Here is a 26021-nt window from a genome sequence, read left to right as displayed (position 1 = left end):
CAAGTAAAGCAACCAAGCGCTGTTAAGCCTTAAACCTAACGTAAAAAGTTGTCCCGTTGGAATCAGTCGCTATATCTATCCTGGCATTATGCCTCTGAGCAATGCTGTAGCATATGGCCACTCCCAGCCCGGTGCCATTCTCCTTGGTTGTAAAGAAAGGCGTGCCTATTTTTTCAAGGACCTCCGGAGCAATCCCTGTCCCACGGTCCTGCACAGCAAGGACTACCTGAGCGCGTTCCTGGAACGTCTTGATGGTTATACATCCTCCTGCCGGCATTGCCTCGAGACCGTTAAGAACAAGGTTAAGGATAAGCTGGTGAATCTCATTTTTATCAAAGGTTACATACGGAATATCACCAAGTTCCAGTTCAATAATTTTATCTTGTTTCATGGCTTCGGCCTGAAGCAGAGGGAAGAGGGTCTCTATTATCTTATTTAGACTTTGGCTCTTCAATTCAACAGCCTTATTTTTGGCAAGGGCAAGGAACTCTGTGATAATTGAATTAGCCCGATCCAGCTCCTCTATCATCAAAAGTATGTAATCTTTGTCCTGGGCATACCTTTCCCTTTTCAAAAACAACTGCAGGAAGCCTCTGACAGTGGTCATTGGATTTCTTATCTCATGAGAAATACTGGCTGACATTTCTCCGATTAAGTTTAGACGTTCTAAACGCTCAATTTCTCTCTGGTAACGTCTTAGTTCTGTAATATCATTAGCGATTGCCAGGGTGCATTGCTCATTATTCCACATAATGATAACCCCTGACAACAAGGCTCTCCATATCTCACCTGATTTTTTGCGAAATCTGACATCATAGTTATTGATGGAACCTTCTTTTTTAATATCCTCAATAAACTCAAAATACTGATTTATGTCAACCCAATGATGGATATCAATCATCCTGACGCCCATTAATTCCTCTTTGTCATAACCGTTTCTTCTGATGAAAGCTTCGTTAACTTCCACAAATGCTCCATGCTTCATTGACACTATAATCATCGGAAGCGGGTTCGTATTAAAAGCTTTAAAAAACAGTTCTTCAGATACACGCAAATTCTCTTCAATTATCTTACGTTCTGTTATATCTATAAAGGAAGAAAGTAAACACTTCTCGCCCTCTACGTCAAAAATATTAAAAGAAGAAATTGCATAAACGCTCTCTCCCGACCTTTTCTTGAACATAATTTCAAGATTTTTGACATAACCATTTTCAAACAGTTTTCTCAGCATATCCTGTCTTTCTTTCAGGTCCGCCCAGATATTCAGTTCATAAATAGTTTTACCTATAAGCTCTTTCCGGTCGTAACCCAAGACTTCCGCAAAAGTCTTATTCACATTAATTAACTCGTTATCGCTAAGCCTGGTAATAGACATCATAGCTTGACTGTTATAAAAGGCTTTTGAGAATTTTTCTTCAGATAAACGGAGGGCCTCTTCCGATTTCTTACGCTTTGTGATATCCCTAATAATCGTGCTGGCTAAAATACGGCCATTCTGATCCTTAAACAGGTTCGAAGTAACCTCACCCGGAAATTTAGTTCCATCCTTGCGCAACAATGTCATCTCGCTGTTGTAGCTTCCTATCTGGTCTCTCTCCTTAACAGCTATCATAATCCTTGGGTCATCCAAATCAAAGATGCCATTCCTGCCAACAGCACACAACTCTTCTTCTGTTCCGCCAAACATACGACAAGCCGCGGGATTGGCTGATATTATTGCACCTTCTACATGACTCAAGATAATACCATCGTGGCTGTTATCATAAATGGAACGGTAATGTTCTTCACTTGCAGACAGCTTTTCTTTAAATCTAACATGTTCAGTAATATCACACAAAGTGAGAATCAACAAATCGACCTCTCCGGACGAATCAAGCACAGGCGCAAGCGTCCAATCCCAATAAGTAACCCCCCGTTCGGGTTGGTCGCCGCAGATGCAAGGTCTTGCAGAAACCTTATAGGTTTCTTTCGTCCTCACAACATGATCAAAGATTTCTTTAGCATCGGAGGGGTAGAATTCAAAGTAATTATGACCGGGAAAGACATCGACGTTACGCCCACCTGCTTTTGCATAGGCTTCGTTAACACGCACAAAAGTATAATTTCTGTCAAGGATAGCTACCGAGAAAATTGTATGTTTTAATAATATTTCTAAAATCTCTTCCGACTTTTTTATTCTTTCAACTTCCTCTTTAAGTTGTAAATTGACTGCTTCAAGCTCTGAAATGTCTGGAGTCTTTTCCCTGGTCAAGCCGGTACCGTCCGAGTTGGTAATGTCATTGCATTTTATTAAAACTCCGGGAGCTGCCTCTCTTATGATACTCAAATGACATTCATCCTCTCGACAATAAGTTATATGTTTTGCTATTGTACATAAGTTCTGTTTTTACCTTCGGGGAATGTGTCGTTATTTGTCGTGGATAAAATATTTCGCATTTATCATGCTTTCCGAAAGGGGGCTGGATTTTTCCTGACGGAAAATCCAGCCCCCTTTCGCTTGTGGGAAAGCATCCCCAAACCCTTTGAGCTGCTGCGCCGCGCTTTACTGCGTGAAAAAATCGTCGTATGCGATATCCAAGATGGCCTTGAATGCGTTTAATTCTTTTACGGAAATATGGCGGATGCCCGCTTCGATTTTTGCCAGCGTCCCGCGCGAGATGTCACAGCCGCACACCTGCAATTGCGCCGAAAGTTGTTCCTGCGTCATGCCTTTGGCGTTTCTCCACTTGCGGATATTTTCGCCGATATTTTTATCGGCCTTGATGCTTTGGCCCATTTACGATCAACCACTTTTCTTTGTTCTAAATACGGAGCATTTTCTTCTTGATTATAGAAAAGAAATGAGTTATAATTGCTCTGATAACGGAGCAAAGGGGAGATATACCATACCCGACTACAAGAACATGTATTTTTCGCTTTTCAACGCAGTGAAATCCGCCATCGATCAACTACAAAAAGCCCAGCGGGACGGGGAAAACGAATACATCGAAAGTGAGGATATGCCTCTTATTCTGCCCAACGTGATAGACGAAAAACCAGAGGTCAACGAATAAAACCGCCGCCCTCCGGCTGTATTATGCTTGCTGAATTAGAGCTTTCAACGTCACCAGTCCGAACTCGGGCGAATATCCGGGAAAAGCCTGCAAGAGGACGATCCTAAATGTTCTTCTTTTCAATCTGTACTTTGCCCGAATAAACTTCCCTCTTGGCAGGCGCAGGTCGAATGCGTTAGACTAATAACAAGGTCTAACGCATTCGACTTAGCAGAGAACTAAAATGGATAATTTGCGAATATTCGACGCCGAATACCGCTTCATGTGCCTTTGGTAAAACGGAAGTAAAGGCGAGGGTGAATAATGTGCTGCATTATAAAAAGCCCGTGTTTTGGGTAAGCGCCGCAGTAGTTGTGGTTGTTGCTGCCATCAGCCTTTCTCTTTTGGTCAGCAGGCAAACGGAAGCGCCTGAAGGCTTACCAAATCAGGACGGCGGGCTAAGCTCAATATCGGAAAGCCCTTCAGAAGCGGCATATCATACGGAGTATAACAGAGTAAAAATTGAGTTTCTCTCCGAAAATAAAGGCTTCAAGTCGGCAAACGAGTTTGAAACGACCAATTCCCGGATAGTGGCATACATCGATTCGACGATCCGGACCAGCCTGACGTCTGCACAGGAGGATGACCTGAATAACAATCATACAAATCAATATACAATAAAACTGTCTAATGAGATAGGAGGATATAGCTGCGGACTCTACTATGATACGCTGTATAAAAAAGCCTATATCCTGAAAGACGGCGGCCTTTTCGAAACGGAGACGGATTTTGCGCGATATATCGATTCATTTCTGGAGAACACAGACATCACCGCCCACATAGACGACGCCGACGCTGTGGCGCTGTTTAAGGAATATGGTTGGACGCTCGATTATCAGATCAGCGCAATGAAAAACAAGCTCAACAACATTAACGCCTTATCTGGTTTTAATCCAAACGCATATTATTTCGCATATAACAATGCGCTTTCAAAGGATATCGGCTTGGACATGAGCGGATACTCCAATACCGCCGCCATTGACGTTGAAATATATAAGGTCCATGAGAGTATGCCGCAGGAGTTTTATCCGATACAGAATTGCAGGGGTATTGTTGTAAAACACAGCGACAAAATAATCGGTGCATTTATCAGTGCCGGGAGGCACAGCGCTTTTAACGCTTGTAGTCTGAAAGGAAACAGCTTTGAAAAAGTGACAGGCCGAACGCTCAACGAATGGCTTGCGGAAATGATTCAAGCGGATAGCACCGAAGAAAGTCTTTCCAAATTAGAGCCGGAACAGGTTATTGAAGAATATTTTGTGGCGCTGGATAAAAAAGACGCTAAGACTGCTGGATATTGTCTCTCGAAAAAAACGCTGCTAGGAAATTTAACCTCAAACATGCCAAACGAGGAATTATTTAACGAAGGGGTCGGATTGCCTTTGACGGATTCCGGGGTCGGAGCTCCATCAAACTTTGATAATCTGAAATCCGTAAAACTATTGAAAGCCGAACTGATTGACGAGCCGGATAACAGCACTAAAATCTTCAGGGTAACGATGGACATTCAATACAATGAGGATAGGATCATCAGCAGCGGAGAGCAGTTTTGGGATTGTAGCATGGTTTATGAATCTCCTCAGACGGGATGGAAAATAGAAGGTTTTGGACATTAGAGATTATAGCAATGCAGGAAAAGAAATCAGACATCCATTCACATAATTGTGAATGGATGTCTGATTTCCTTGTGCCCCGTACCGGTTACCCCCTCGGTTCAGTATAGCACTACATAAGGTATTGCCCTTGACTATTCACAATCCAAACGCTGAATTATGCGGCCTCTATCTGCTCTGCCCCGGTGGTTTGGGCTCGGCGGCATGTTAAGATAATCAAGCAGCGCGGTCTCGAGCACCCTCGAATAATTTACGCCCTTTTGCTCGGCAGCCTCCTTGAGCCATGCCGGCAGGGTGATATTGGTCTTTACCCGTTTATTGTCCAGTTCATTTTTCACCATGTCAGGGAAAATAACAACGGGAGAAACCAAATAACCGGGCGCTGTATCGGGGTCTATCTCCGGCACTTTTGAAGGCTCCGGAATCGGCTCTCCGTCTTTTTCCATCCCATAAATGTGCAGCCCGAGCGCGTCCGCCGCCTCACGCTGTGCCTCTTCAAAGGTCGCTCCAAAGCTGACGCAGCCAGGGAGCTCCGGAAAGTCAATTCTTTTTTTAACGTTTTTCAATAAAAGAGAAATACTAATGTTGATTTATTAAATTATTTCGTTTATAATGAAAATATTGGAAGGAGTGGTGATATGTCAGTATCCGAACAGCTTAAAATACTGTGTGTCAAGCTCGGGATAAGCGTTTCCGAACTCGGACGAATATCAGGGAAAAGCCCGCAAGCTTTCAGCCAAAAAATGAAACGGGAGAGTTTTACGGTCGACGAATTGAAGCAAATTGCGGAGGCCGCTGGTTGCCGATATGAGGGAGCCTTTATTATGCCTTCCGGCGAAAAGGTCACGTACTGAAAGGGGGATCGTTCAATGACTTTATATGATAAAATCGACCGCTACAAGGCGTCGATTGATGAGCATCGTCCTTTTGAGGGCCACCTGCTTAATGAAATAAAGGGCTATTACCGTATTGGTCTCACCTGGTCGAGCAATGCTCTGGAAGGAAATACCCTCACTATTAGCGAGACAAAGGTGCTGCTGGAGGATGGGCTGACTGTTGGCGGTAAGCCGCTTAAAGACACATTTGAGGCACTGGGGCATGCGCAGGCGTATGACTTTATGTTCACGCTGCTGGGCAGCCGCCGTATCACCGAGGCTGATGCTCTAACAATGCACCGTATGTTTTATACAGGAATAGATGCTAAAGAAGCCGGCCGCTATCGTGACCGCCCTGTCTTCATAGCCGGTTCCCAGTATAAAGTGTGCGACGTGAAGCTGATCGGGCAGGAGATGGCAAAACTATTTCAATGGGTCGCAGAGAAGCGGGACAAATATCACCCAGTCAAGTTCGCAGCTCAGTTACACAAGCGATTTGTATTTATTCATCCTTTTATCGACGGCAATGGTCGAATTTCCAGACTGCTGATGAACACGGCTCTCATTCAGGACGGCTACATGCTGGCTGTGATCCCGCCGGTTTTGCGTCAGGAGTATAACAGCCTGCTGGAGCGAGCCCATAAAGATGACCGACCATTTATGGATTTCATTGCTGAGCGGGTATACGAAACACAGAAGGAAATCATGCGGTTGCTGCACATTCCATTTCCTAAAATGACATAGCCAACCGAGCGGGCATTCTTCCATCTAGATCCCGCAGCAAACACAGAACCGCCCGTACATTCCCAATATTTTGAATATGGTTTATTAGGGTGCCGTTGAGACATTAAGGTATTGCCCCTGACTATTCACAATCCAAACGCTGAATTATGCGGCCTCTATCTGCTCTGCCCCGGTGGTTTTGGGCTCGGCGGCATGTTAAGATAATCAAGCAGCGCGGTCTCGAGCACCCTCGAATAATTTACGCCCTTTTGCTCGGCAGCCTCCTTGAGCCATGCCGGCAGGGTGATATTGGTCTTTACCCGTTTATTGTCCAGTTCATTTTTCACCATGTCAGGGAAAATAACAACCGGAGAAACCAAATAACCGGGCGCGGTATCGGGGTCTATCTCCGGCACTTTTGAAGGCTCCGGAATCGGCTCTCCGTCTTTTTCCATCCCATAAATGTGCAGCCCGAGCGCGTCGGCCGCCTCCCGCTGCGCCTCTTCAAAGGTCGCTCCAAAGCTGACGCAGCCAGGGAGCTCCGGAAAGTATACGCCGTATCCGTCCTTGCTGGGCTCAAAAACAGCCAAATATGACAACTTGCGCATATGCATAAACTCCTTTCTCGCGGCAGGTGGGGCTTGGTTATTTTAGCCCTGCCTGCTTTTTTATGCTGCGTAATGTCCCGGTGGGCATATCGCCTGAATGGTTTGGACAGTGACTTTGCCGGGCTTTGTTGGATGCTTCCCCTCCTTACATTATTCATTATACGCCCATTTTATGCGTATATCAATAAAAATGTGCGTATATTTTATGCGCATTATTCTTTATTTGAAGAACCATCCGATCAACAAAATCGAGGCCACCCATGTTCGCAAATGGTAAAATGAGTTATGAAACGATGAGCTGCAAAAAAAACTCACGCCTCCGGGAAAATAGAACCAAAGTAGAACCACGAATAAAAAAATAACCCCGGAAGCCCGCATGATTTCAGGCTTCCGGGGATTTTTTCCTTTACTCCCACTCAATTGTCGCCGGGGGCTTCGAAGTGATGTCGTAGACCACCCGGTTGACTTCCTTGATCTCGCTAACAATGCGTGAGGAGATCGCTTCCAGCACCTCGTAGGGCAGGCGCACCCAGTCGGCGGTCATGGCGTCGTTGCTCATAACGGCCCGGATGGCGACCGTATAGGAATAGGTACGCTCGTCCCCCATCACGCCGACGCTCTTCATATCCGGCAGGATGGCAAAGGACTGCCAGATCCGGCGGTAGAGGCCGGCTTTGCGGATTTCCTCCTCCACGATGGCGTCGGCTTCCTGTACCACCGCCACCTTCTCAGCGGTGACCTCGCCCAATACCCGTACAGCCATGCCGGGACCGGGGAAAGGCTGCCGCCAGACCACCTCTTCCGGCAGATCCATCTCCTCGCCAAGCGCCCTGACCTCGTCCTTGAACAGCCAGCGCAACGGTTCCACCAGTTCAAACTTCATGTCCTCCGGGAGGCAGCCCACGTTATGGTGGCTTTTGATCACCGCCGCTGTGGCCGTGCCGCTCTCCACCACGTCCGGGTAAAGGGTGCCCTGGACCAGGAAATCAATATCGCCGAGCCTGGCGGCCTCGTCCTCAAAAACGCGGATGAACTCCTCACCGATAATCTTTCTCTTCCGTTCAGGATCGGTAACCCCGGCCAACTTGGACAAAAACCTCTCCCTGGCGTCGACATAAACCAGATTTATCTTAAATTTTTCCCGAAAAGTCTTCTGGACTTGTTCCGCCTCCCCTTTACGCAGGAGACCCTGGTTGACAAAAACGCAGGTGAGCTGGTCGCCCACCGCCCGCTGCACCAGCACGGCGGCAACCGAAGAGTCGACCCCGCCGCTTAAGCCGCATAGCACCTTTTTGTCGCCTACCCGCCGCTTAACCTCCGCCACTGCCCGCTCCAGAAAGGAACCCATGGTCCAGAGGCCGTGACAGCCGCAGATATCGTAAAGAAAGGCCTTCAACACATCCTGGCCTTTGGGGGTATGCACCACTTCCGGATGAAACTGCACGGCATAGAGCCTGCGGTCCGGGCAGACCATGGCTGCAACAGGGGAGTGATCCGTACTCGCGGTAATAGAGAAACCGGGTGGAGCTTTTTCTACGCGGTCACCGTGGCTCATCCAGCACTGCTCCACAGGTTCCATACAACCCAACAGCTTGTCCCGCTCCAGGACATTAAGCCCGGTCTTGCCGTATTCCCGCTGGACGGCCCGGGATACCCCGCCGCCAAGCTGCTGGGCCATCAACTGCATCCCGTAGCAGATACCCAGGATAGGGATACCTGTTTCATATATGGCAGGGTCGCAGGCCGGCGCCTTGTCCTGGTAAACACTGGAGGGGCCACCGGAAAAAACGATGCCTTTCGGCTTTTTGGCGGCGATTTCCGCCACCGGGGTGGAAAAGGGCAGCATCTCGCAGAAGACCTTCAGCTCCCGGATGCGCCTGGCAATTAAATGGCTGTACTGGCCGCCGAAATCAAGGACGATTACCAATTCCTGCTCGGGCAGAGTCATGTTTTTTTCCCCCTTTGTATACGTCCGGTTTTAAAACCATGATGCAGGGTTGATTCCGGTACAGCCCGTTAAAGTCAAGCCCGTAACCCACTACAAAATGGTCCTCTATTTTGAAACCGTTATAGTGAACATCTACATCAACAACACGCCTGGATGGTTTGTCCAGCAGGGTGCAGATCTTTAGACTGGCCGGTCCGCGGGTTTTGAGGTTTTCCACCAGATAGCTGAGGGTCAGGCCGGTATCAACAATATCTTCCACGATGAGGACATGCCGTCCTTCGATACCCTGGTCCAGGTCCTTCAAAATCCGCACCACTCCGGAGGACTTGGAGGAAGCCCCGTAGCTGGAGACAGCCATAAAGTCAAAACAGGTGGGCACGGAGATATTTCGCACCAGGTCGGCCAGGAAGATAACCGACCCCTTCAGGATACCGACCACCAACAGTTCCTTATCTGCGTAGTCGCGGGATATCTGCGCGGCCAGTTCCTTTACTTTTAAACGTATTTCTTCTTCTGTCAAGAGGATCCTTTCACAGTCCGGATGCATCCACTAAAGCCCCCCGTTAATGAAATACACTTCACATTTAACATATTAATATATAACAGTTTTGATGAACTCATGTCAATTGCGACTGGCGCGATTTCAAGCGCATAAAACTGCGGATTGGTTTAAAGTATTCTACTAAACCATAATATACTGCATTTCCATGGGGCCGTGTGCGAATGAATTCGTACCCACATTTTTTTTGGGAATTGCTCCGTACGAATAAAAAGCCGCCCCAGGGGGCGGTTCGCGACTCAGCGGCAGGAATGTAATACCTTAAACGGGCGGGTTAATGGGAGGGACTTTATCATAGTCCCAGAAACGGAGGTTGATTTCGATACCGCCCTTGGGATTGTGCTTATCTTTGGCCTGCAGCACAGCCTGGCGCAGGCGGTAGTCCTCCGGGCTCAACCACACCTTATAATAATAATCAGTAAGCCGCAGTTCTAAAAAGGGATCCATCAGGTTGGGGCGCATTTCCAGCAAGAGCAGCGTCTCTCCGTTGACTTTCTCTGTCCCCGCATATTTTAGTTCGGGGACGTCCTTGAAATTAAAATAGGCCAGGGGGTTCAGTTCGGCATAAAAAAGCTCGGAATCCGCCAGCCTGTTGCCGGTGAGAGTCACCCACCTGCCGCTTGGCTGGTCCTTAAAATAGGAGCTGTCGCCCACCTGAATAAACTCAATGGGTGTATTCATCATGGTACCCTGCATGTGGATATTGGCCGGGGCAACCATTTCTCCTTCCACCTTGCTAAAGAACTCCATATCGCTCTTACCTTCCGAGGTCAGCCTGGTTTCAGCCTGGTAGCGGAAACTCACGCTGGCTTTCGTCTTTTCCAACCCGGTCTTGAGCATTTCCCGGGGTGGAACTTTGCCGGCTCCGCGGGAAATCAGCTGCCCGACGCCCCAAATCACCAAAAATAATACCAGAGCCAGCGCCAGTGAAGGAACAACCGCTCTCCTTTTCAGAACCAACCAACGCGGACGCTGCACGGTCATCCCCCGTTTCTTGAGAAAAATTAAAACTTATCCTATTTTACTGATATTGTGAGGTAAATATGACAGTTCAAGAAGGCCCCGGGCTAATAATTAGTTAAAAACATCCTAAACTTGCGCGAGAGAGAGAAACAGGGTAAAATTTACTCATACCAGTTCCAAGTGGACTTTATGGAGGAAATATATTTGGAAATCAAAGATATGCAGGCAGAAGTAGATAATTGGATCAGCCAATTCGAAGAGGGTTACTGGAGCCCCCTCTCGATGATGGCGTGCTTGACGGAAGAAGTGGGAGAACTGGCGCGGGAGATTAACCACCAGTACGGGGAAAAGCCTAAAAAACAGGACGAGCCGATCGGTGACCTGGCGCTGGAAATTGCAGATATTTTGTTCATCCTGCTTTGTTACGCCAATTCCCTCAATATAAACCTGGAAGACGCTTTCAAAAGGGTTATGGCCAAGTACCGCTACCGTGACAGTGACAGGTATACCAGGAAGGAAAACCCGTAGCAGCGGTTCTCAACCAACCATTATCACTCAAGTGGTCGATAGTTTTATTTACTGGAATCATGGAGGAACTATTGAATGGCAATAATTATTCCGATTCAGGGTTTACGCTACAATCCGGCCAAAGCGGCCAAACTGGATGAGGTGGTCACACCGCCCTACGATGTCATCGACGGCGCTGCCCAGGAGGGATTCTACCAGCGCCACCCTTATAACATCATCCGTCTGGAATACGGCAGGATCTTGCCGGGGGACGACGAAACCAACAACCGCTACACCCGGGCCTCCGCCGATCTCAGCGCCTGGCTGAAAGAGGAGGTGCTGGTCTCCGAAACGGCCCCGGCCCTTTACTATTACGAGCAGGAGTTCAGTCTGGCCGGCGAAAGGGTCGTACGCAGCTGCTGTATCTGCGGAGTGAGACTGGAACCGTACGAAAAAGGCATAGTACTGCCGCATGAAGAGACCATGACCAAACATAAGGCCGACCGGCTGGAGCTGATGAGGGCCTGTATGGCCAATTTCAGCCCTGTTTTCAGCTTGTACGCCGACCAGGAAAAAATGGTGGACCGTATCTTAAAGCAGGCCGCAGGAGACCGCGAGCCGGATATTCATTTCACCGGCAGCAACGGTGAGACGCACCGGATGTGGGTTGTCCAGGATGCCGGCGCCATCGGCAAGGTCCAGGAAGCTATGGCCGGCAGGCGTATTTTTATTGCCGACGGCCACCACCGTTACGAAACTGCCTTGAATTATAAAAGGGAGCGTGAGCTTTCAGGCCAAAGCCCTGCAGACAGATTGGTAAGCGCGGCCAGTTCCTGCTCCACCGCCCAGCAAGGTGTTTCCTACTGTTCGTCCAGCGCCGACCCGGCCTACAATTACGTCATGATGACCCTGGTCAACCTGTACGACCCGGGTCTGGTCATTTTGCCAACGCACCGGCTGGTCAAAAACGTTACCGGCTTTGACAGAAGCAAGTTGATTGAACAGTTAAAAGAGAACTTCTCGGTTGAAGAGTATCCCCTGGCGGCGGACAGGAGCGACCTCCAGGATTTTTTAGGTGTCATGGGCGAGCGTGGGAAGCCGCACCCAGGCGATATTAAGAAAAACGTCTTTGGTCTCTATACCGGGGACAACAAGCTTTATTTACTTTCCTTGATTAATGAGAGGGACCTGGCGGGTATAATGCCGCAGGACAAGCCCCCCGTCTGGCAAAGGCTGGACGTCGCAGTGCTGCACACGCTGATAATAGAAAAATATTTAGGCATCTGCGGTAAACTGCGGGCCAGAGCTGAACATATTACCTACACCCAGGAAGAAGAAGGAGCGCTGGCGGCGGTTGACCGGGGTGAATACCAGTTGGCCTTTTTCCTGAACCCGACCCTGGTTGAAGAAGTTACCGAGGTCGCCGCCCAAGGGGAAAAGATGCCGCAGAAAAGTACCTACTTTTACCCGAAATTTATTACAGGGCTGGTTATTAATCCGCTCTAGAAAAATCAACCGCCCGGCTTACACCGGGCGGCGGCGCCGCATTATCGACAGATCATTCGCACATTCTTTCATGCATTCGCCATCGCATTTCAGTACTATTCTATTGCCTGCAACCCGGGAGACGCTCAAGGTACAGATCCCTGTACTTTTGAATCATTTTATCTATGCTGAACAGTCGCAGAGCACGCTCCCTACCAGCTTTACCCATAGCCCGGCGCCTGGGAGGATTGGCAATCAAGTCCATGAGAGCAGCTTCAGCCGCAGCCAGGTCGGATTCGTCGATTAAAAGACCCGTCTTCCCATCCTCCACCAGCTCACTGACACCCCCGACCTTGGTGGCTGCAACCGGGCACCCCCCCAGCATCGCCTCAATGATGGTCAGCGGCAGTCCCTCCCAACGTGAAAAGAGGACGAAGACATCGAAGTCCCGCATCAGACATGCCGCTTCCTCACGCGAACCCAGCAGAAAGACACTCTTGTCAATCCCCTTTGCCGTAAGATATGCCTTGCAGCTTGACCTGAGCGGTCCGTCACCGATCATCACAAAAAAAGGCTGTCGTTGGCCCGCATAGCTGTTTTGCCGACTCAATATCCTCTCTGCCACCTGCAACAAAAATATCGGGTCTTTCTGAGGGGCCAGGCGAGCCACCGTTCCTATAACCATGTCTTCCTTGCTAAATCCAAATTCCCCTCGCAGCAAGCCATCATTTTGATCAGGCTCGGGTAGACCGTTATGAATCAAGGTAAACTTTTCGGCGGGAGCAAGCTTTAATGCTTTCCCCTTTATTAAATCTGCTTCCGAAACGCAGATCACTTTTGTGCTAACCGTCCCGGCCAACCTTTCCGCCCAGATGAAAAACAGCCTGGCAACCCAGTTCTGATATGCATGAAGTCCCCAGCCGTGGGCGGTGAAGTAAATAGCAGGGACTCCAGCCAGCCTGGCGGCTAACCTCCCCAGTATACCAGCCTTGGAGCTGTGGCAGTGAACAATATCAAAATTTCCTTTTCTGATTATGGAATAGAGCTTCCACAAGGCTTTGAAATCGTCCAGAGGCGAGATGTCTCTTTTTAGTTCCGGAAGCTCAAAAACCTCTATTGTTTCCGGCAAGCCGCGCAACCAGCCGACTAATTCACCACCAGGCGCGCAAGCCACAGCTATATCAAAAAGACCGGGTTCCAACCCGGCGGCAAGATGATATACTACCTTTTGCGCCCCGCCAATTTCCGATAAGGTTATGATATATAAAATTCTGACCGGTTTCACATAAACACCCTCGGTTTTTTTCCAACTTTATCACATTCCGCCTCAAGAGGGAATACCATATCCACATTACACGGGAAGGTGATGGTTGTGTAATACTTTAAACCTGAACTATAAAAGCAAAAAGCCCACAAGGGGCTTTTGTTTTCATGGTGGGGATGACTGGTTTCGAACCAGTGGCCTCTTGAATGTGAGTCAAGCGCTCTCCCGCTGAGCTACACCCCCATATTTAATTAATCTCATTTGGAGTGATTACTATTTTATCATATAGAATCGACGATGGCAAGGTATTAAGATATGACCCGAGTACATTCCCAAGCCGTCTCAAAATAAGGGCTTGCCAGGGCTATGATTTGACGATAATAGTGTCTCTCTGGTAGGCAGGTACTAAGTCATAGCAATTCAATCGGGCACACCATTCCATATCGGCAGCTAAACCCATACCAGCCAGTTTTTGGCCGTGTAGGGAGTCGTACAAAGCTTGCAGGGGATTGTGCGCATAGAATTCTCCCAGACGCCAGGCGGCCACAGCAAGATCGGAGCCTGGTAAAACAGTGTTTCCGCCGCTCAGGTTGTATAATTCCATCATAATCAACCCCGCTGCCACCGTGTCTTCCAGTGAAAACTCTCCTCTGGTGCCCGCGCAAATAAACACTATGTCCCGTCCTGTATTTAGAGCTTCTCTAGCCACGGCTCCGGCATTCAACACACTGCCGATTAAAACTTCCCCGCTTCCCACAGCAGCCCTGCGGATGGCCCTGGTCCCGTTAGTGGTGGTAAGAACCACTACCTTGCCTCCCACTTTTTCACGGGTGTATTCAAGAGGGGAGTTCCCAAGATGAAATCCAGGGATCAGGAGGCTTTCCCTTTCACCTCCCAGAATAACATCCGGCCGTTTTTGTACAGTGGATAATGCCTCCACCACAGTTTCTACCGGCACCATCTCCCGGCAACCACAGGCCATTGCTGTAACAATGGTGCTGGTGGCCCTTAGTATATCCAGGGCGATGGCGGTTTGACCTGACAGAGTTTCTTTTTTGATCTCGTCGGCTGTTGGAATTAAATCAATTCTCATATTATTCACCAATCTTCCACAAAAAGTCATTTCCGGGTAGTATAATTAAACCCAAACGGCAGGTAAATTGCGATAATGCGTAGAACTATTGCCCAGATAAATTTCAATTTTTCGCAGCCTTACCTTGTAGATACTTGTAGATAATATACTACTATTAGAGGAGATATCCAATGGCCAAAACTGTAACCAAGTCAAATATAACAAAAAAGACACCCACTGTTCCTAAAAAGACGCAGGAAAGCCCAGTGGAGTGGACCCACCAATTAGCTTTTTGGGGCTTAGCTATCTTACTGTTCCTGCCACCTTATTTTAGGGGTCTCTTCTTTCAGCCCGAACAGGAACGGGCTCTAATTTTTGCCGGGGTTGTTTTCTGGTTGGCCTGGCTCTGGAAATGGTCCAAACGTGACAACAACTTTCTCTCACATCCCCTGGACTACTTTGCTCTGGCGCTACCGGTTGTTTACCTGGTGTCGGCTTTTCAGGCGGTTGCTTACGGGGTCGCAGTGAACGAAATTGTCAAGACCACCTTATATTTTATTACCTTCTGGCTTGTCTCAAGACTGGTCAACAACGCTAAAGACGTCACCTCCATCCTCCATGTCGTATACTTTAGCGCTATAGGGGTGGCCCTGGCCGGACTGGCCACGGCCACAGGGATAATATCTATAAAAGATGGCTTTCTGGATGGCCGCATCTACTCAACCCTGCAGTACCCCAACGCGTTAGCCAGCTACCTGGCGGCGGTGCTATTCATTGGACTTTACCTCTGGAGGAAACCGGGACTTGAAATACCGGCCGCGTCCGGGAACAAAATGGGAGCAGCCTGGTCGAAAGGAAATTGGATCCAGTATCTTTACGCGACAGGTAATTTCCTGCTGTTTACGGTGCTGCTTGGTACCAGGTCCAACGGTGGCCTGCTGGTTTTCGGAATAGTCCTGTTAATTTTTATTATTGGCCTGCCCAGGGGCAGCAGAATCCCGGTGATCATCCATTTTACACTGTTTAGTCCGCCCTCTCTCCTGGCCACCATCATGTTCTTAAATGCCGCCACTGGTGGACACCAAGGCATCGCCTGGCTGTGGATAGCGGTTGGACTCGCCCTGGCGTGGGCCGGCCAGGCTCTTTACCACCTGGCGGAAAGAAAAGGGTTGCTGACCTGGATAGCCGCCCATAAAACAGTGCTCCTGGCAGCCCTGCTTCTGGTGGTTACAGCAGGTTGTATTTTCAGCGGATTTTATATCAACACCCACAGCGACACTGCAAAAAATATTATTGAGGACCTCAGGTTGCGCAATGCTTCCGAACGCTTTTACTTTTTCCAGGACGCTATGAAAATGTTTAAAGAGCGCCCAATCCTCGGCTGGGGCGGCGGTGGTTGGGAGGCAGCCTACCGCTCCTACCAGAGCTACCTGTATAACTCCAACCAGGTGCACGGTTATTACTTCCAGGTAATGGTAGAAACCGGGGTTCTTGGCATCCTGGTGGTGCTCGGTATTTGGGGCAGTTTCCTCTACCTGACCCACCGGCTTTACCACGGGGCCAAAAGCAATGCCCCCCGGCAGGCCCTGGTCCTAACCATCACGTCTGCCGCCGTCATGCTCGGACTCCATGCTGTCATTGACTTTGACCTTTCTCTCTCGGCCATTACCCTGGTGCTGTGGATGATGTTCGGACTGACTGTCTCCCCCGCACTGTCCGGCAAAAAGCAAGATGCAAGAAAGGGTAAAAAATATGTACCTGCCAATAACACGGTTTTAGCCGGAGCCTCAGTCGCAGCCCTGGTAATCATGGTTTTTGCAGGTTGTCTGGCCTGGAGCAATTATAAAGCTGCAGAGGCGGGCAAATCCCTTCAAAAACAAGACGGCAACAAGGCGGTTGCCTATATGGAGGAAGCAATCGCCTACAACCCGGTCAACTACTTGTATTACAGCAATCTATCCCGCATCTACCAGCAGCAGGGAAAAACTGATGAAGCTATCGCCCAGTTAGAACAAGCCATTAATCTGAACCGGTACAATCCTGCCCTTTATACTGATCTGGCCAACCTTTATTTCAATAGTAAAAATTACGATGAAGCAGTCCTAAACGCTGAGCGTTCTTTAACCCTGGCCCCATTTCAAATTCAGTGGTACGAGGTTCTGTCTCGAATTTACTTTCTAGGTGGCTATATGGAATTAATCGACGGCAAGAAGGACCTGGCCAAAGATAACTTTGTCAAGGCGATTGGGGTGCCAGAGTTGATTAAGAGCCGGGTGAACAGCTTAAGTGACCAGGAAAAACGGCTCTGGAAGGACGCCCCTATGTTGTCCGCAACACCAGCGGTCAGCTTAAACGCAGGTTCCTCCCTGTATTTACTGGGGATGTGGCCGGAAGCCGAAACCTATTTGCAGACCGCCATGCAGGACGAGAATAACAAGGGAGAAGCGGCAGTCTGGCTCAGTTTATTGAAAGACAAGCAGGGCAAGGCCCAGGAAGCAAGAGACTTATTGGAACAAGCCAAGGAATTGTCGCCACAGATTGCTAATAGTTACGAAAGTCTCAAAAATCTTGAGATCCTGGAATAGGTAGAACAAAGCTCAAAATCATGAGCAACATAAAAAAACTAACCGACATCAGTAATCCAGGAGCGGTTAGTTTTTACAGAATTTAAGAAGCTCTGTCCTTCATTAAAATCACTTTGACAGTCTGCAACAGTATAGCTAAGTCTCTCGAGAGAGAGTACGACTTGGTATAGAGGAGGTCGTACTTCAGTTTATTCTCCGGGCTGGTGCTGTATCTTCCGGCAATTTGGGCCAAGCCCGTTATACCGGACTTGACATTCATCCGGTAGGCGTATTCGGGTGTATCCTTAATTAGTTCGTTAACAAAAAAAGGTCTTTCCGGGCGGGGTCCGACGATGCTCATATCACCTTTTAAAACGTTTAACAACTGAGGAATTTCATCAATCCTCGTTCCCCTCAAAAAGCGTCCCACCCTGGTAATTCGAGGATCCTTTTCCGTAGCAAGTACAGGGCCGCTTTCCTGTTCGGCATTTACCACCATAGTTCTGAACTTATACAGATAAAAAGGCTTACCTTGCAAAGTCAGGCGTTTTTGCAGATAAAAAACCGGCCCCGGGGTTTCAAGCTTAATAGCAACTGCAACAAGAATATTCAAGGGCGCGGTTATTATCACGGCAATCATGGAAAGTACAATATCCATCAACCTTTTTATAATTAGAGATTCCTCCGGTATATTTAAACGGCCAATCGTAAAGACCGGCACATCGTCAACCTGATCAAGCCTGGCCTGGGCCAGCATAATCCCGTATAGGTCAGGTACCAGGAGAACCTTTTTATCCCTGTCAACGCAGGCATAAACCACCTCGACTTTTTGTTCCTGGGAGAGAGATGAACAGACAAAAATTTTATCCGGGTTAACGGTATCGAGACAGCCGTTGAATCCGGAGACATCCCCCAGCACCGGCCAACCAGCCAAAGTGCTACAATGCTTATCATAATTATCAGCCTTATCATGATATTCCGAAAGACCTGTTTGGAGATCGGCGCCAACTACAAGGCCGGCAACTCTAATAGCCCCGTCTGTAGCAGCCTCTAGCTTTTCAGCCAGCGCCGCCGCCTCGTGGGGTTGTCCGACAACAATAACTCTTACAGCCTCTTGGAGCCTTCTTTCCAGATGCCAGGCCGCCCTGCGCCATAGAGACAATAGAACAAGTTGAATGAGCGGAGCCGTCAGTAGCACGGTGCGGGGAAAAGCAAAACCACGGAATAAAAAGGACAGGGCCATGGCGGCCATAGCCTGGAAGAGGATAACACAGACTAAAGAAGCAAATACTTCACCCCAGCGCCAGCGGTAACCGCCATACAGTTTGTAAAAATAAAACAGCGATAGGGCGGAGAGTGTGAGCCCGGGCCAGGTGTTGAGGTAAGGCGTAAGGTTTTCATCGGGTATAGTCCAGCCGAACTTCATAAAAAAGGCCAGCAGGTATCCGAGATGAATCAGAAAGATGTCGACTAGGACAAACAGCAGCTTAAATAATAAGGTTTTGCGATTAAGGATTTGCATTGTAATCTCCCCGGTATTTTCTTGAACTATGTAATTTCTTTATTTCGTCAAAATTGCTGCATTTCCTTTAGGGTCATAGCTGATTCAACGTTAAAGCAAAAGTCTAGTATTTGCTAATGCCCTAATTACAATTTAAGGAATGACTCTATGCATTACTAACTGACAAAAAAAAAAGGGGATTTTGGACTCTTCACGAATGTATTACAAATGTACTAGATCTTACAATGTATTAGACCTTACATTGTTCACGCATAATCACGATTTGGAGAGTTGCTTATGAAAGCACTAATACTGGCAGGCGGGAAAGGAACCAGATTGAGGCCTCTAACCCATACCATGGCCAAGCAGCTGGTCCCCGTTGCAAACAAGCCCGTACTGCACTTTGTCATGGAACAGGTAGCAGCAGCAGGGATCAAGGAAGTTGGCGTCATCATATCACCTGAGACCGGAGATAAGATTCAGGCTTCCCTCGGCAACGGTGAAAACTGGGGGGTTACAGCAACCTACATAATGCAGGATTATCCAGCGGGGTTGGCTCACGCAGTCAAAACAGCCCATGGTTTTTTGGAGGATGAACCCTTTCTAATGTTTTTAGGGGACAACCTGATCCAGGGCGGCGTAAGCGAGTTGGTCACCCAATTTAACCAGGACCCCTCCGACGCCTTGATTTTATTAAAGGAAGTACCCAATCCAAAAGCGTTTGGCGTTGCGGTAGTAGATAGTCAGCAACATGTCCGGCAGCTCATTGAAAAACCAACTAATCCCCCCAGCAATCTGGCGCTGGTAGGAATTTACCTGTTCAGCCCCTTAATTCACAAGGCGATAGAAAGGATCAAACCATCTTGGCGCGGAGAGCTGGAAATAACCGATGCTATTCAGGAGCTTCTTAATATGGATAAGATGGTAAGCGCCAGGCAACTCAACGGATGGTGGCTGGATACCGGCAAAAAGGATGATATCCTGGAAGCAAACCGTGTGGTGCTTGATGAATATGCGACTGCACAGGTGTTAGGCAAAGTAGATAACCTAAGCCAGATTGTAGGCAGAGTACAGATTGGGGCCGGCACTCAAATTATAAACAGTATCATCCGTGGTCCGGTGGTCATCGGTGAACAATGTCTGATTGCCAATTCCTTTATCGGCCCATTTACCGCCGTCGGTTCAGAGACAAATCTTGCAGATGTAAATATAGAACACTCGGTAATACTGGAAAAGTGCATTTTGCGCGGAATCCCACGAATTGAGGACAGCCTTATCGGTACGGGGGCTTCCGTACTTCGCCGCAACTCCAACCATCATGCGCTGCGCCTCTTTTTAGGGGACGATGCCGAAGTAACTTTATAAGGATGGTGTATATCCATGGAATTAATTAAGGATGTATTAATTAAGCAGCTTAAGATCATTCCCGACGACCGCGGTTACCTGATGGAAATGATGAGGAAGGACTGGCCCGAGTTTATGGGTTTCGCCCAATCCTACATGACAGCCTGCTACCCAAGTGTCTACAAGGCCTGGCATTACCACAAAAAACAGTTTGACAACTTCGTCTGCCCCTGGGGCATGGCCAAAGTAGTGCTTTTTGACCCCAGACCGGACAGCCCAACAAAAGGCAAGGTGAATGTTTTTCACATAGGCCAGTTGAACCCTACTCTTTTACGTATTCCACCCCTGGTTTACCACGGGTTTACAGCCGAAGCCGGACAACCGGCATTAATCGTCAATTATCCCACAGAACTTTACAACTACCAGGAGCCGGACGAATACCGCCTGCCTTACAACGATCCCTCTATACCCTATGACTGGGAGGTTAAACACGGTTGAAAGTAATTGTGACCGGCGCAACAGGTATGTTGGGCAAGCAGGTAGCCCGTTTGTATAAGGAACAGGGCGCTGATGTTTACCTGCCTTCTCACAAAGAGCTGGATATTACAAACTATAACCAGGTATTAAGTATATTAAAAAATATTGGGCCCGATACCGTGGTTAACTGCGCGGCTTATACCGATGTTGACGGTGCAGAACAGGAGCAGGAAAAGGCTTTTCTTGTAAATGGACTGGGTCCCCGCTTTTTAGCTCTGGCCTGCCGCCACTGCGAGTCAACATTAATACACATCAGCACAGATTATATATTTAATGGCGAAGCCAAGCAACCATACCAAATATATGATACGCCCTGTCCAATCAATATTTATGGCGCCAGCAAACTGTTCGGAGAGGCTGCTGTCCGGGAAATAGGTGGTAAATTTTTTGTTGTTCGTACAAGCTGGCTTTTCGGTCCGGAAGGAAAGAATTTTGTAGATACTATTTATAGCATGGCTCAACAAAAGGATGAACTAAAGGTGGTAAATGACCAGCAGGGAGCACCCACCTACACTGTCGACCTGGCTAAAGCTCTAGTTGACCTCAATGCTAGCCATGTATACGGGACATATCATATCACTAATACCGGTTATACAACTTGGTACGGATTTGCCAAAAAAATTCTTAAGGTGGCAGGGTTTAAGACGTTAGTCAATCCTTGCGCAACAAAGGATTTTCCACGCCCCGCCGCAAGACCCCACAACTCAGTTTTGAACCCTTTTCCTATAGAGAAAGTGATTGGGTACACCCTGCCAGATTGGGATAATGCGGTAGAGAGACACCTACAAGGAACGGTTTGACGGAGGCGGTTTTAATGAAACTATTGGTAACAGGCGGGGCCGGCTTTATCGGCTCCAATTTCATCCATTATATACTAGCCCAAAGGGACTGGGAAGTAATTAATCTCGACAAGCTTACTTACGCCGGAAACCTGGAGAACCTATCAGATATTGAAAAGCATCCAGGGTACCGATTTATCCGTGGGGATATTACTGATAATAAGCTGGTTGATGATATCTTTTCACAGTACAAGCCTGAAATTGTTATTAATTTTGCTGCTGAATCCCATGTTGACAGGAGTATCGAAAACGCCTCACCCTTCATCACAACCAATATCGCAGGCACGCAAGTATTGCTGGAAGCTTCACGCCGATACGGGGTGGAAAAGTACGTTCAGGTATCCACTGACGAAGTCTACGGCAGCTTGGACGAGGTAAACGGATTTTTCACAGAAGATACCCCCCTCGCTCCCAACAGTCCTTACTCAGCTAGTAAGGCCTCTGCCGATCTACTTTGCCGCGCATACTATAAAACATATCAGCTTCCGGTGGTTGTCACCCGTTGCTCTAATAATTTCGGACCCTATCAGTTCCCCGAAAAACTGATTCCACTAGTCATAACCAATGCATTGGACAATAAGCAAGTCCCTGTGTACGGTGACGGGATGAACGTACGGGACTGGATCCACGTTCTCGATCACTGTTACGGTTTAAAATTAGCCCTTGAAAAAGGTGTACCTGGAGAAGTATATAATATCGGTGGTGGAACGCAAGTATCCAACCTTGAACTGATCAAAAAAATCCTCTACCTGGTTGGCCGTCCCGAGTCACTAATAACCTATGTTAAAGACCGCCCGGGACACGACAAGCGTTATGCCATTAATCCAGATAAAATAAGCGAAGAACTTGGTTGGAAGCTGTCTTTTGATTTTGATGATGCTATAGCTCAAACAGTTAACTGGTATATAAGCAATAAACCCTGGTGGGTTAGGGTTAAATCAGGAGAATACCAGGAATATTACAGCCGTTGGTATGGCAGTGTCGTTTAGTATGCAATATTTCTCTAAAGCGAGAACTATTACAGTATATATTATATTGCTAATTCTTGGCCGGTATATTCCAGATAGCTAGAGCCATTACTCTCTATATAAATACCAATTTCATATTTCCCATTCTCGATACCTTCTTTTGGTATTGACGCCGCAAAACCAGGTTTGTCTAATTTGAAAAGATAATTTGCGTAAGCAGTTGCAACATCTGGCCTTTTTTGCGGCATCGTATCAAAGATATAAGTTTTTTTATCTGATTTTAAAACCAAATAAGCCCTTTCATCTTCCGAGCTTTGAATGTCATTAAATGCCCATCCAACTATTTCTGTAAATATTTCGCCTTTCTCAGATACATCTTGTATTTTATCTAATGCATATATTATGTGTTTGTTTTCTTCGGGTAATTTAATGTTTTTTACATTAGAAACAAACCTTAGAAATATATTATCATCCTTCTTTGTAAGGTAAACGGCATCGTTAAAAGCAAGTGCCTTATCATCACCATTATCAATATAAAGACCAACATCGTATCGCCCATCTTTAATTATATTTTTTGATATTGACGCCCCAAAGCCGATGGCATCTTGATTCAATATACTAGCAAACTGCCTCCTCACGTCCGGTCTATATCTTGATACCACATCAAAAGCATAGGCATTGTCTTCTGAACGAAGCACGACATAAGTTTTTGTATTTACATTGTCTTTTTCCCTAATGAATCCCCATCCTTCTATTTGAATGCAGTCCTTCCATTTTATTTGAGATTCAACAATATTATCTACACAATATACTATATCATCATTTGTTGCTTTTTTCAGTTCAACCTTTTGTTGCTTTGATTCACCTTCTACCAACAATAATTTGTCAAAAATAAAATTGGCTAGCGATAAATATGCAATAAAAACAAATATTACTGCAATGTGAATCTTGTTAGCTTTTGTTAATTTAATACTCATCTTCATTTGATCCCCTCATTATGATAATCTTCTAACAACCCAATGTCCTCGCCAAAATAATATTTAAGAATTAACCGGAATGAGTTTACAGGAGAGATAGTACTATAAAATATTTTTTTATCAATACCAGGGCAGTAATATGCATTAAAAATCCTATGCATTTCGCCCTCAGGAATACCCTTGGTAATATCAACGCCCTGTTCCTGTAGAGAGTCATTAGGTCTGGGGCCATGATCAGACTGAATTATAATTATAGGTGGCTTCACAGATTTAGTTAACAATTCATTAACTAATATTTCAACTTGCTTAGTTGTATATATATATTGATTTAAATAATATTGCTTATCCACCCAATTATTACTATTAATTTCATTTACTTCACCACCATTTTGATCAAAAACAAAAGGTGTATGTGGGCATAAGATATGTGCAAAAACAAACTTTGGACTGTTAGTTTCAGGTAAATATTTAAGCTTATTGAAAGCAAATGTTATTGCATTTCTGCGCATATTACTACTATCATAACTATTGTTAAAAAGGTAATTAAATGGTTTTAATATTGTGCTATTAATCAGTATTACGGAAAATTCATCTAAATAATTAGAATTACTGTCTATATAATAATTATACTGGTAATCAGCATTAATTTTATACCTGGTGAGATCATACCAATTACCAATATATATATTTTTATAACCTTTTTTCTTGAAATATTCAAATACTTTATTATTGCTAATTTCCTGATAAGTAATTAAATCGCCTTCATTATCCAAATACTTCATATTCAAAGAACTGTCTATTGATTTATATGTTTGCGTATATTTTGATCTACTTTCTTCAGCAACATAGAAACCATTATCAACCAAATATTCGGCAAACTGGCTATTATCATACATATAATAATTTTTAATGGTATTTAAACTAGCATACTCATCCAGTATAACATAATAAACATCAGGTAATGTTGTTGAGGAATTGTCTACTTTTCCTGTATCAGTATCTAATGTTACAAACATCGACTTCTTAAATTCATAAGGTACTATAGTAAAAATATTTACAGCAACCAGAGATAAGGAAATCAGTACCAATATATTAGAAAGATTTTCTAAAAAAATATGTTTCTTAACGATAATAATAAAATATGTTATATATCCCCATAATAACAAAGTACTAGGTAGAAGGTATCTATGCTGAATAAAAATATCCCCTGTCTTTAATAAATCAAAAAGATGCCCATAAGTAAAAAACATAACCACAAAAACACTAGTTATTAAAGAAGCCTTCGTAATATCCTTTATGCCTAAGTAAAGTATTATAAACAAAAAAAAGGTGAACGTAAACGAAAATATGATTGGTAAGAAAATTTGGTTAATAGATGCTTCTTTAATATTATGCGAATAAAGAAAAAGCGCAGGAAATATTGAAAATAAGAAAGGGTGTATAAAGCAAACTTTTTTTAACAAAACTTTAATACCTTCTTTTTTTTAAATATTATACTATCTTAGAATCATGTTATTTATCTAACCTGTGTATCCGAAAAATTGAGTATAGGCCAATCTCCATAATGCTTAGCGAATAAATTTACTGGGAATTAATCGTTTATCTAAAATCCGCCAAATCTCCCGTATTGTAGTTCTCCGGTTAGTCTGAATCTGTTTACGCTTCAACCACGCCCGGGGCAAGCCTTTAACGGCATCTTTCTTAGCACGGAGAATTATATCAGCTTTCCCATGGGTTATATAGCTACCAATCGTGGCTAGGTTCAAAAGCAGATGAAGGGGCAACAGTAACCAAAACAATATCCCGGGCATATTCTTGACAAAGGTCCAAACCAGATTGCGGTGCCCTTGATAGGCCGAAAAAACACTGCGCTGCTCACCCGAGGCAGATGATCCTACATGATGGACCACTGCTTCCGGTACATATATGGCTTTGTGTCCTGCTAACCGTAAGCGAAAGCCCAAGTCAACATCCTCTAGATAGCAAAAAAAGTCCTCGTCAAATCCACCAATATCCACCAAAGCCTGACGCCGGTAAAGGGCCGCAGCAGCACAAGGTGAAAATATCTCTCGCGGGACTAAATCTTCCGCTTGCTGCTGCTTCCCATATCGATTACGCCAAACTAGTCCGCTCATATGGTAAATATCACCTGTACCATCCAAATTCTCGATATTGTTAAAACACGACTGACGAGAGCCAAACGCCGCGGCCTCCGGGTACTTATCAGCGGCTGCAAGAAGATGCTCTAACCAATCCGGATCAGGAAAAGCGTCCGGGTTAAGTAATGCAACAAAATCAGTATCACATTCAGCCAAAGCCTGATTATTGCCGCCAGCGAAACCAAGATTCACATTCAATCTACGTATGGTAATATTGGTAAATGCTTCAGCGCCAGTGACGGAGTTGTCTGAACTTGCGTTATCCACTAAAAGTACCCGATCAGGTTTCCTAGTTTGACATTCAAGGTGCCTCAGGCATTCCATTAGGAGTGCCCCACTATTCCAATTAACGATGATAACCGTTGTGGTCATCAAATTACTACCCCTATCGGAAAATGTTTTTAACAAAACTTTGCGCAGGTT

At 46.2% G+C, this 26021-nt stretch carries 25 protein-coding genes and 1 tRNA gene; 11 read left to right on the top strand and 15 right to left on the bottom strand.

The window, feature by feature from the left end; all coding sequences use genetic code 11:
• Positions 1-22: 22 nt before the first annotated feature.
• Both Psch_RS16740 and Psch_RS16735 read right to left on the bottom strand, forming a co-directional pair.
• Positions 23-2251, bottom strand: a complete 2229-nt coding sequence (locus Psch_RS16740) for a PAS domain-containing protein (protein WP_190258988.1) — start codon at positions 2249-2251, stop codon at positions 23-25.
• Positions 2252-2542: 291 nt separating this feature from the next.
• A complete protein-coding gene (locus Psch_RS16735; protein WP_190258987.1) occupies positions 2543-2776 on the bottom strand; it encodes a helix-turn-helix domain-containing protein in 234 nt (77 codons plus the stop codon).
• Between the two features lie 64 nt (positions 2777-2840).
• Between Psch_RS16735 and Psch_RS16730 the strand changes: the two genes are divergently transcribed.
• Together Psch_RS16730 and Psch_RS16725 are read left to right on the top strand one after the other, a co-directional pair.
• The gene (locus Psch_RS16730; protein WP_190259373.1) at positions 2841-3053 is read left to right on the top strand and encodes a hypothetical protein; all 213 of its coding nucleotides are present in this window, start codon (positions 2841-2843) and stop codon (positions 3051-3053) included.
• A 305-nt stretch (positions 3054-3358) separates the two neighbouring features.
• Positions 3359-4708, top strand: coding sequence for a DUF4830 domain-containing protein (locus Psch_RS16725; RefSeq protein ID WP_243124187.1), 1350 nt, complete (start codon positions 3359-3361; stop codon positions 4706-4708).
• A gap of 131 nt (positions 4709-4839) precedes the next feature.
• Here Psch_RS16725 and Psch_RS16720 read toward each other — a convergent pair whose 3' ends face one another.
• Complete coding sequence (locus Psch_RS16720) at positions 4840-5271, bottom strand: type II toxin-antitoxin system HicB family antitoxin (protein WP_243124186.1); 432 nt, start codon at positions 5269-5271, stop codon at positions 4840-4842.
• A 72-nt stretch (positions 5272-5343) separates the two neighbouring features.
• On the opposite strand from Psch_RS16720, the gene Psch_RS16715 reads away from it, so the two are divergent.
• The gene (locus Psch_RS16715) at positions 5344-5559 is read left to right on the top strand and encodes a helix-turn-helix domain-containing protein (RefSeq protein WP_190258986.1); all 216 of its coding nucleotides are present in this window, start codon (positions 5344-5346) and stop codon (positions 5557-5559) included.
• A 15-nt stretch (positions 5560-5574) separates the two neighbouring features.
• Positions 5575-6324, top strand: a complete 750-nt coding sequence (locus tag Psch_RS16710; RefSeq protein WP_190258985.1) for a Fic family protein — start codon at positions 5575-5577, stop codon at positions 6322-6324.
• Positions 6325-6479: 155 nt separating this feature from the next.
• On the opposite strand, the gene Psch_RS16705 is transcribed toward Psch_RS16710, so the two are convergent.
• The 5 genes from Psch_RS16705 to Psch_RS16690 all read right to left on the bottom strand — a co-directional run bounded on the left by Psch_RS16705 (position 6480) and on the right by Psch_RS16690 (position 10396).
• Positions 6480-6911: a type II toxin-antitoxin system HicB family antitoxin gene (locus Psch_RS16705; RefSeq protein ID WP_190258984.1), complete on the bottom strand. Its 432-nt coding sequence runs from the start codon at positions 6909-6911 to the stop codon at positions 6480-6482.
• A 37-nt stretch (positions 6912-6948) separates the two neighbouring features.
• Positions 6949-6999 (bottom strand): type II toxin-antitoxin system HicA family toxin, encoded by a 51-nt coding sequence (locus tag Psch_RS21545; RefSeq protein WP_345789104.1) that lies wholly within the window; start codon positions 6997-6999, stop codon positions 6949-6951.
• A gap of 318 nt (positions 7000-7317) precedes the next feature.
• Positions 7318-8859 carry a glutamine-hydrolyzing GMP synthase gene (gene guaA, locus Psch_RS16700; protein WP_190258983.1) on the bottom strand — a complete coding sequence of 514 codons (1542 nt, stop codon included), beginning with the start codon at positions 8857-8859 and terminating at the stop codon, positions 7318-7320.
• Positions 8822-9406, bottom strand: a complete 585-nt coding sequence (gene hpt / locus Psch_RS16695) for a hypoxanthine phosphoribosyltransferase (protein WP_190258982.1) — start codon at positions 9404-9406, stop codon at positions 8822-8824. The genes guaA and hpt overlap by 38 nt, the downstream gene beginning before the upstream one ends.
• 273 nt (positions 9407-9679) lie before the next feature.
• Positions 9680-10396, bottom strand: coding sequence for a hypothetical protein (locus tag Psch_RS16690; protein WP_190258981.1), 717 nt, complete (start codon positions 10394-10396; stop codon positions 9680-9682).
• A 189-nt stretch (positions 10397-10585) separates the two neighbouring features.
• On the opposite strand from Psch_RS16690, the gene Psch_RS16685 reads away from it, so the two are divergent.
• Complete coding sequence (locus Psch_RS16685; RefSeq protein ID WP_134217993.1) at positions 10586-10909, top strand: nucleotide pyrophosphohydrolase; 324 nt, start codon at positions 10586-10588, stop codon at positions 10907-10909.
• 75 nt (positions 10910-10984) lie between these two features.
• Positions 10985-12394: a DUF1015 domain-containing protein gene (locus tag Psch_RS16680; protein WP_190258980.1), complete on the top strand. Its 1410-nt coding sequence runs from the start codon at positions 10985-10987 to the stop codon at positions 12392-12394.
• A 100-nt stretch (positions 12395-12494) separates the two neighbouring features.
• Here Psch_RS16680 and Psch_RS16675 read toward each other — a convergent pair whose 3' ends face one another.
• The 3 genes from Psch_RS16675 to Psch_RS16665 form a co-directional block, all read right to left on the bottom strand.
• Positions 12495-13658 (bottom strand): glycosyltransferase family 4 protein, encoded by a 1164-nt coding sequence (locus tag Psch_RS16675; protein ID WP_190258979.1) that lies wholly within the window; start codon positions 13656-13658, stop codon positions 12495-12497.
• A 147-nt stretch (positions 13659-13805) separates the two neighbouring features.
• Positions 13806-13880, bottom strand: a tRNA-Val gene (locus Psch_RS16670).
• Between the two features lie 121 nt (positions 13881-14001).
• Positions 14002-14730, bottom strand: coding sequence for a 2-phosphosulfolactate phosphatase (locus Psch_RS16665; RefSeq protein WP_134217996.1), 729 nt, complete (start codon positions 14728-14730; stop codon positions 14002-14004).
• 170 nt (positions 14731-14900) lie between these two features.
• Between Psch_RS16665 and Psch_RS16660 the strand changes: the two genes are divergently transcribed.
• Positions 14901-17294 carry a tetratricopeptide repeat protein gene (locus Psch_RS16660; protein WP_190258978.1) on the top strand — a complete coding sequence of 798 codons (2394 nt, stop codon included), beginning with the start codon at positions 14901-14903 and terminating at the stop codon, positions 17292-17294.
• An 82-nt stretch (positions 17295-17376) separates the two neighbouring features.
• Here the strand turns inward: Psch_RS16660 and Psch_RS16655 are convergent, their stop codons facing one another.
• Positions 17377-18795, bottom strand: coding sequence for a sugar transferase (locus tag Psch_RS16655; protein ID WP_190258977.1), 1419 nt, complete (start codon positions 18793-18795; stop codon positions 17377-17379).
• A gap of 276 nt (positions 18796-19071) precedes the next feature.
• Here Psch_RS16655 and Psch_RS16650 point away from each other — a divergent pair, with 276 nt between their 5' ends.
• From Psch_RS16650 to rfbB, 4 genes are read left to right on the top strand one after another with little or no spacing between them, the layout of a single operon-like run.
• Positions 19072-20139, top strand: a complete 1068-nt coding sequence (locus Psch_RS16650; RefSeq protein ID WP_190258976.1) for a glucose-1-phosphate thymidylyltransferase — start codon at positions 19072-19074, stop codon at positions 20137-20139.
• Between the two features lie 15 nt (positions 20140-20154).
• On the top strand, positions 20155-20616 hold the full coding sequence (locus tag Psch_RS16645; RefSeq protein WP_190258975.1) for a dTDP-4-dehydrorhamnose 3,5-epimerase family protein: 462 nt from the start codon (positions 20155-20157) through the stop codon (positions 20614-20616).
• Complete coding sequence (rfbD, locus tag Psch_RS16640) at positions 20613-21455, top strand: dTDP-4-dehydrorhamnose reductase (protein WP_190258974.1); 843 nt, start codon at positions 20613-20615, stop codon at positions 21453-21455. Before Psch_RS16645 ends, rfbD begins: the two co-directional genes overlap by 4 nt.
• Before the next feature lie 14 nt (positions 21456-21469).
• Positions 21470-22483, top strand: a complete 1014-nt coding sequence (gene rfbB, locus Psch_RS16635; protein ID WP_190258973.1) for a dTDP-glucose 4,6-dehydratase — start codon at positions 21470-21472, stop codon at positions 22481-22483.
• Between the two features lie 41 nt (positions 22484-22524).
• Here rfbB and Psch_RS16630 read toward each other — a convergent pair whose 3' ends face one another.
• The 3 genes from Psch_RS16630 to Psch_RS16620 all read right to left on the bottom strand — a co-directional run bounded on the left by Psch_RS16630 (position 22525) and on the right by Psch_RS16620 (position 25970).
• Entirely contained in the window at positions 22525-23445 is a 921-nt protein-coding gene (locus tag Psch_RS16630) for a hypothetical protein (RefSeq protein ID WP_190258972.1), read from the bottom strand.
• Positions 23442-24902 (bottom strand): alkaline phosphatase family protein, encoded by a 1461-nt coding sequence (locus tag Psch_RS16625; RefSeq protein ID WP_190258971.1) that lies wholly within the window; start codon positions 24900-24902, stop codon positions 23442-23444. The genes Psch_RS16630 and Psch_RS16625 overlap by 4 nt, the downstream gene beginning before the upstream one ends.
• A 105-nt stretch (positions 24903-25007) precedes the next feature.
• Positions 25008-25970, bottom strand: coding sequence for a glycosyltransferase family 2 protein (locus Psch_RS16620; protein WP_190258970.1), 963 nt, complete (start codon positions 25968-25970; stop codon positions 25008-25010).
• Positions 25971-26021 lie beyond the last annotated feature (51 nt).

Origin of the sequence: Pelotomaculum schinkii (genome assembly GCF_004369205.1) — a bacterium.
In the GTDB taxonomy this organism is placed as follows: Bacteria; Bacillota; Desulfotomaculia; order Desulfotomaculales; family Pelotomaculaceae; genus Pelotomaculum_C; species Pelotomaculum_C schinkii.
Note: the sequence above shows the minus strand (reverse complement) of the source record. Positions and strands in the feature narration are given on the sequence as shown.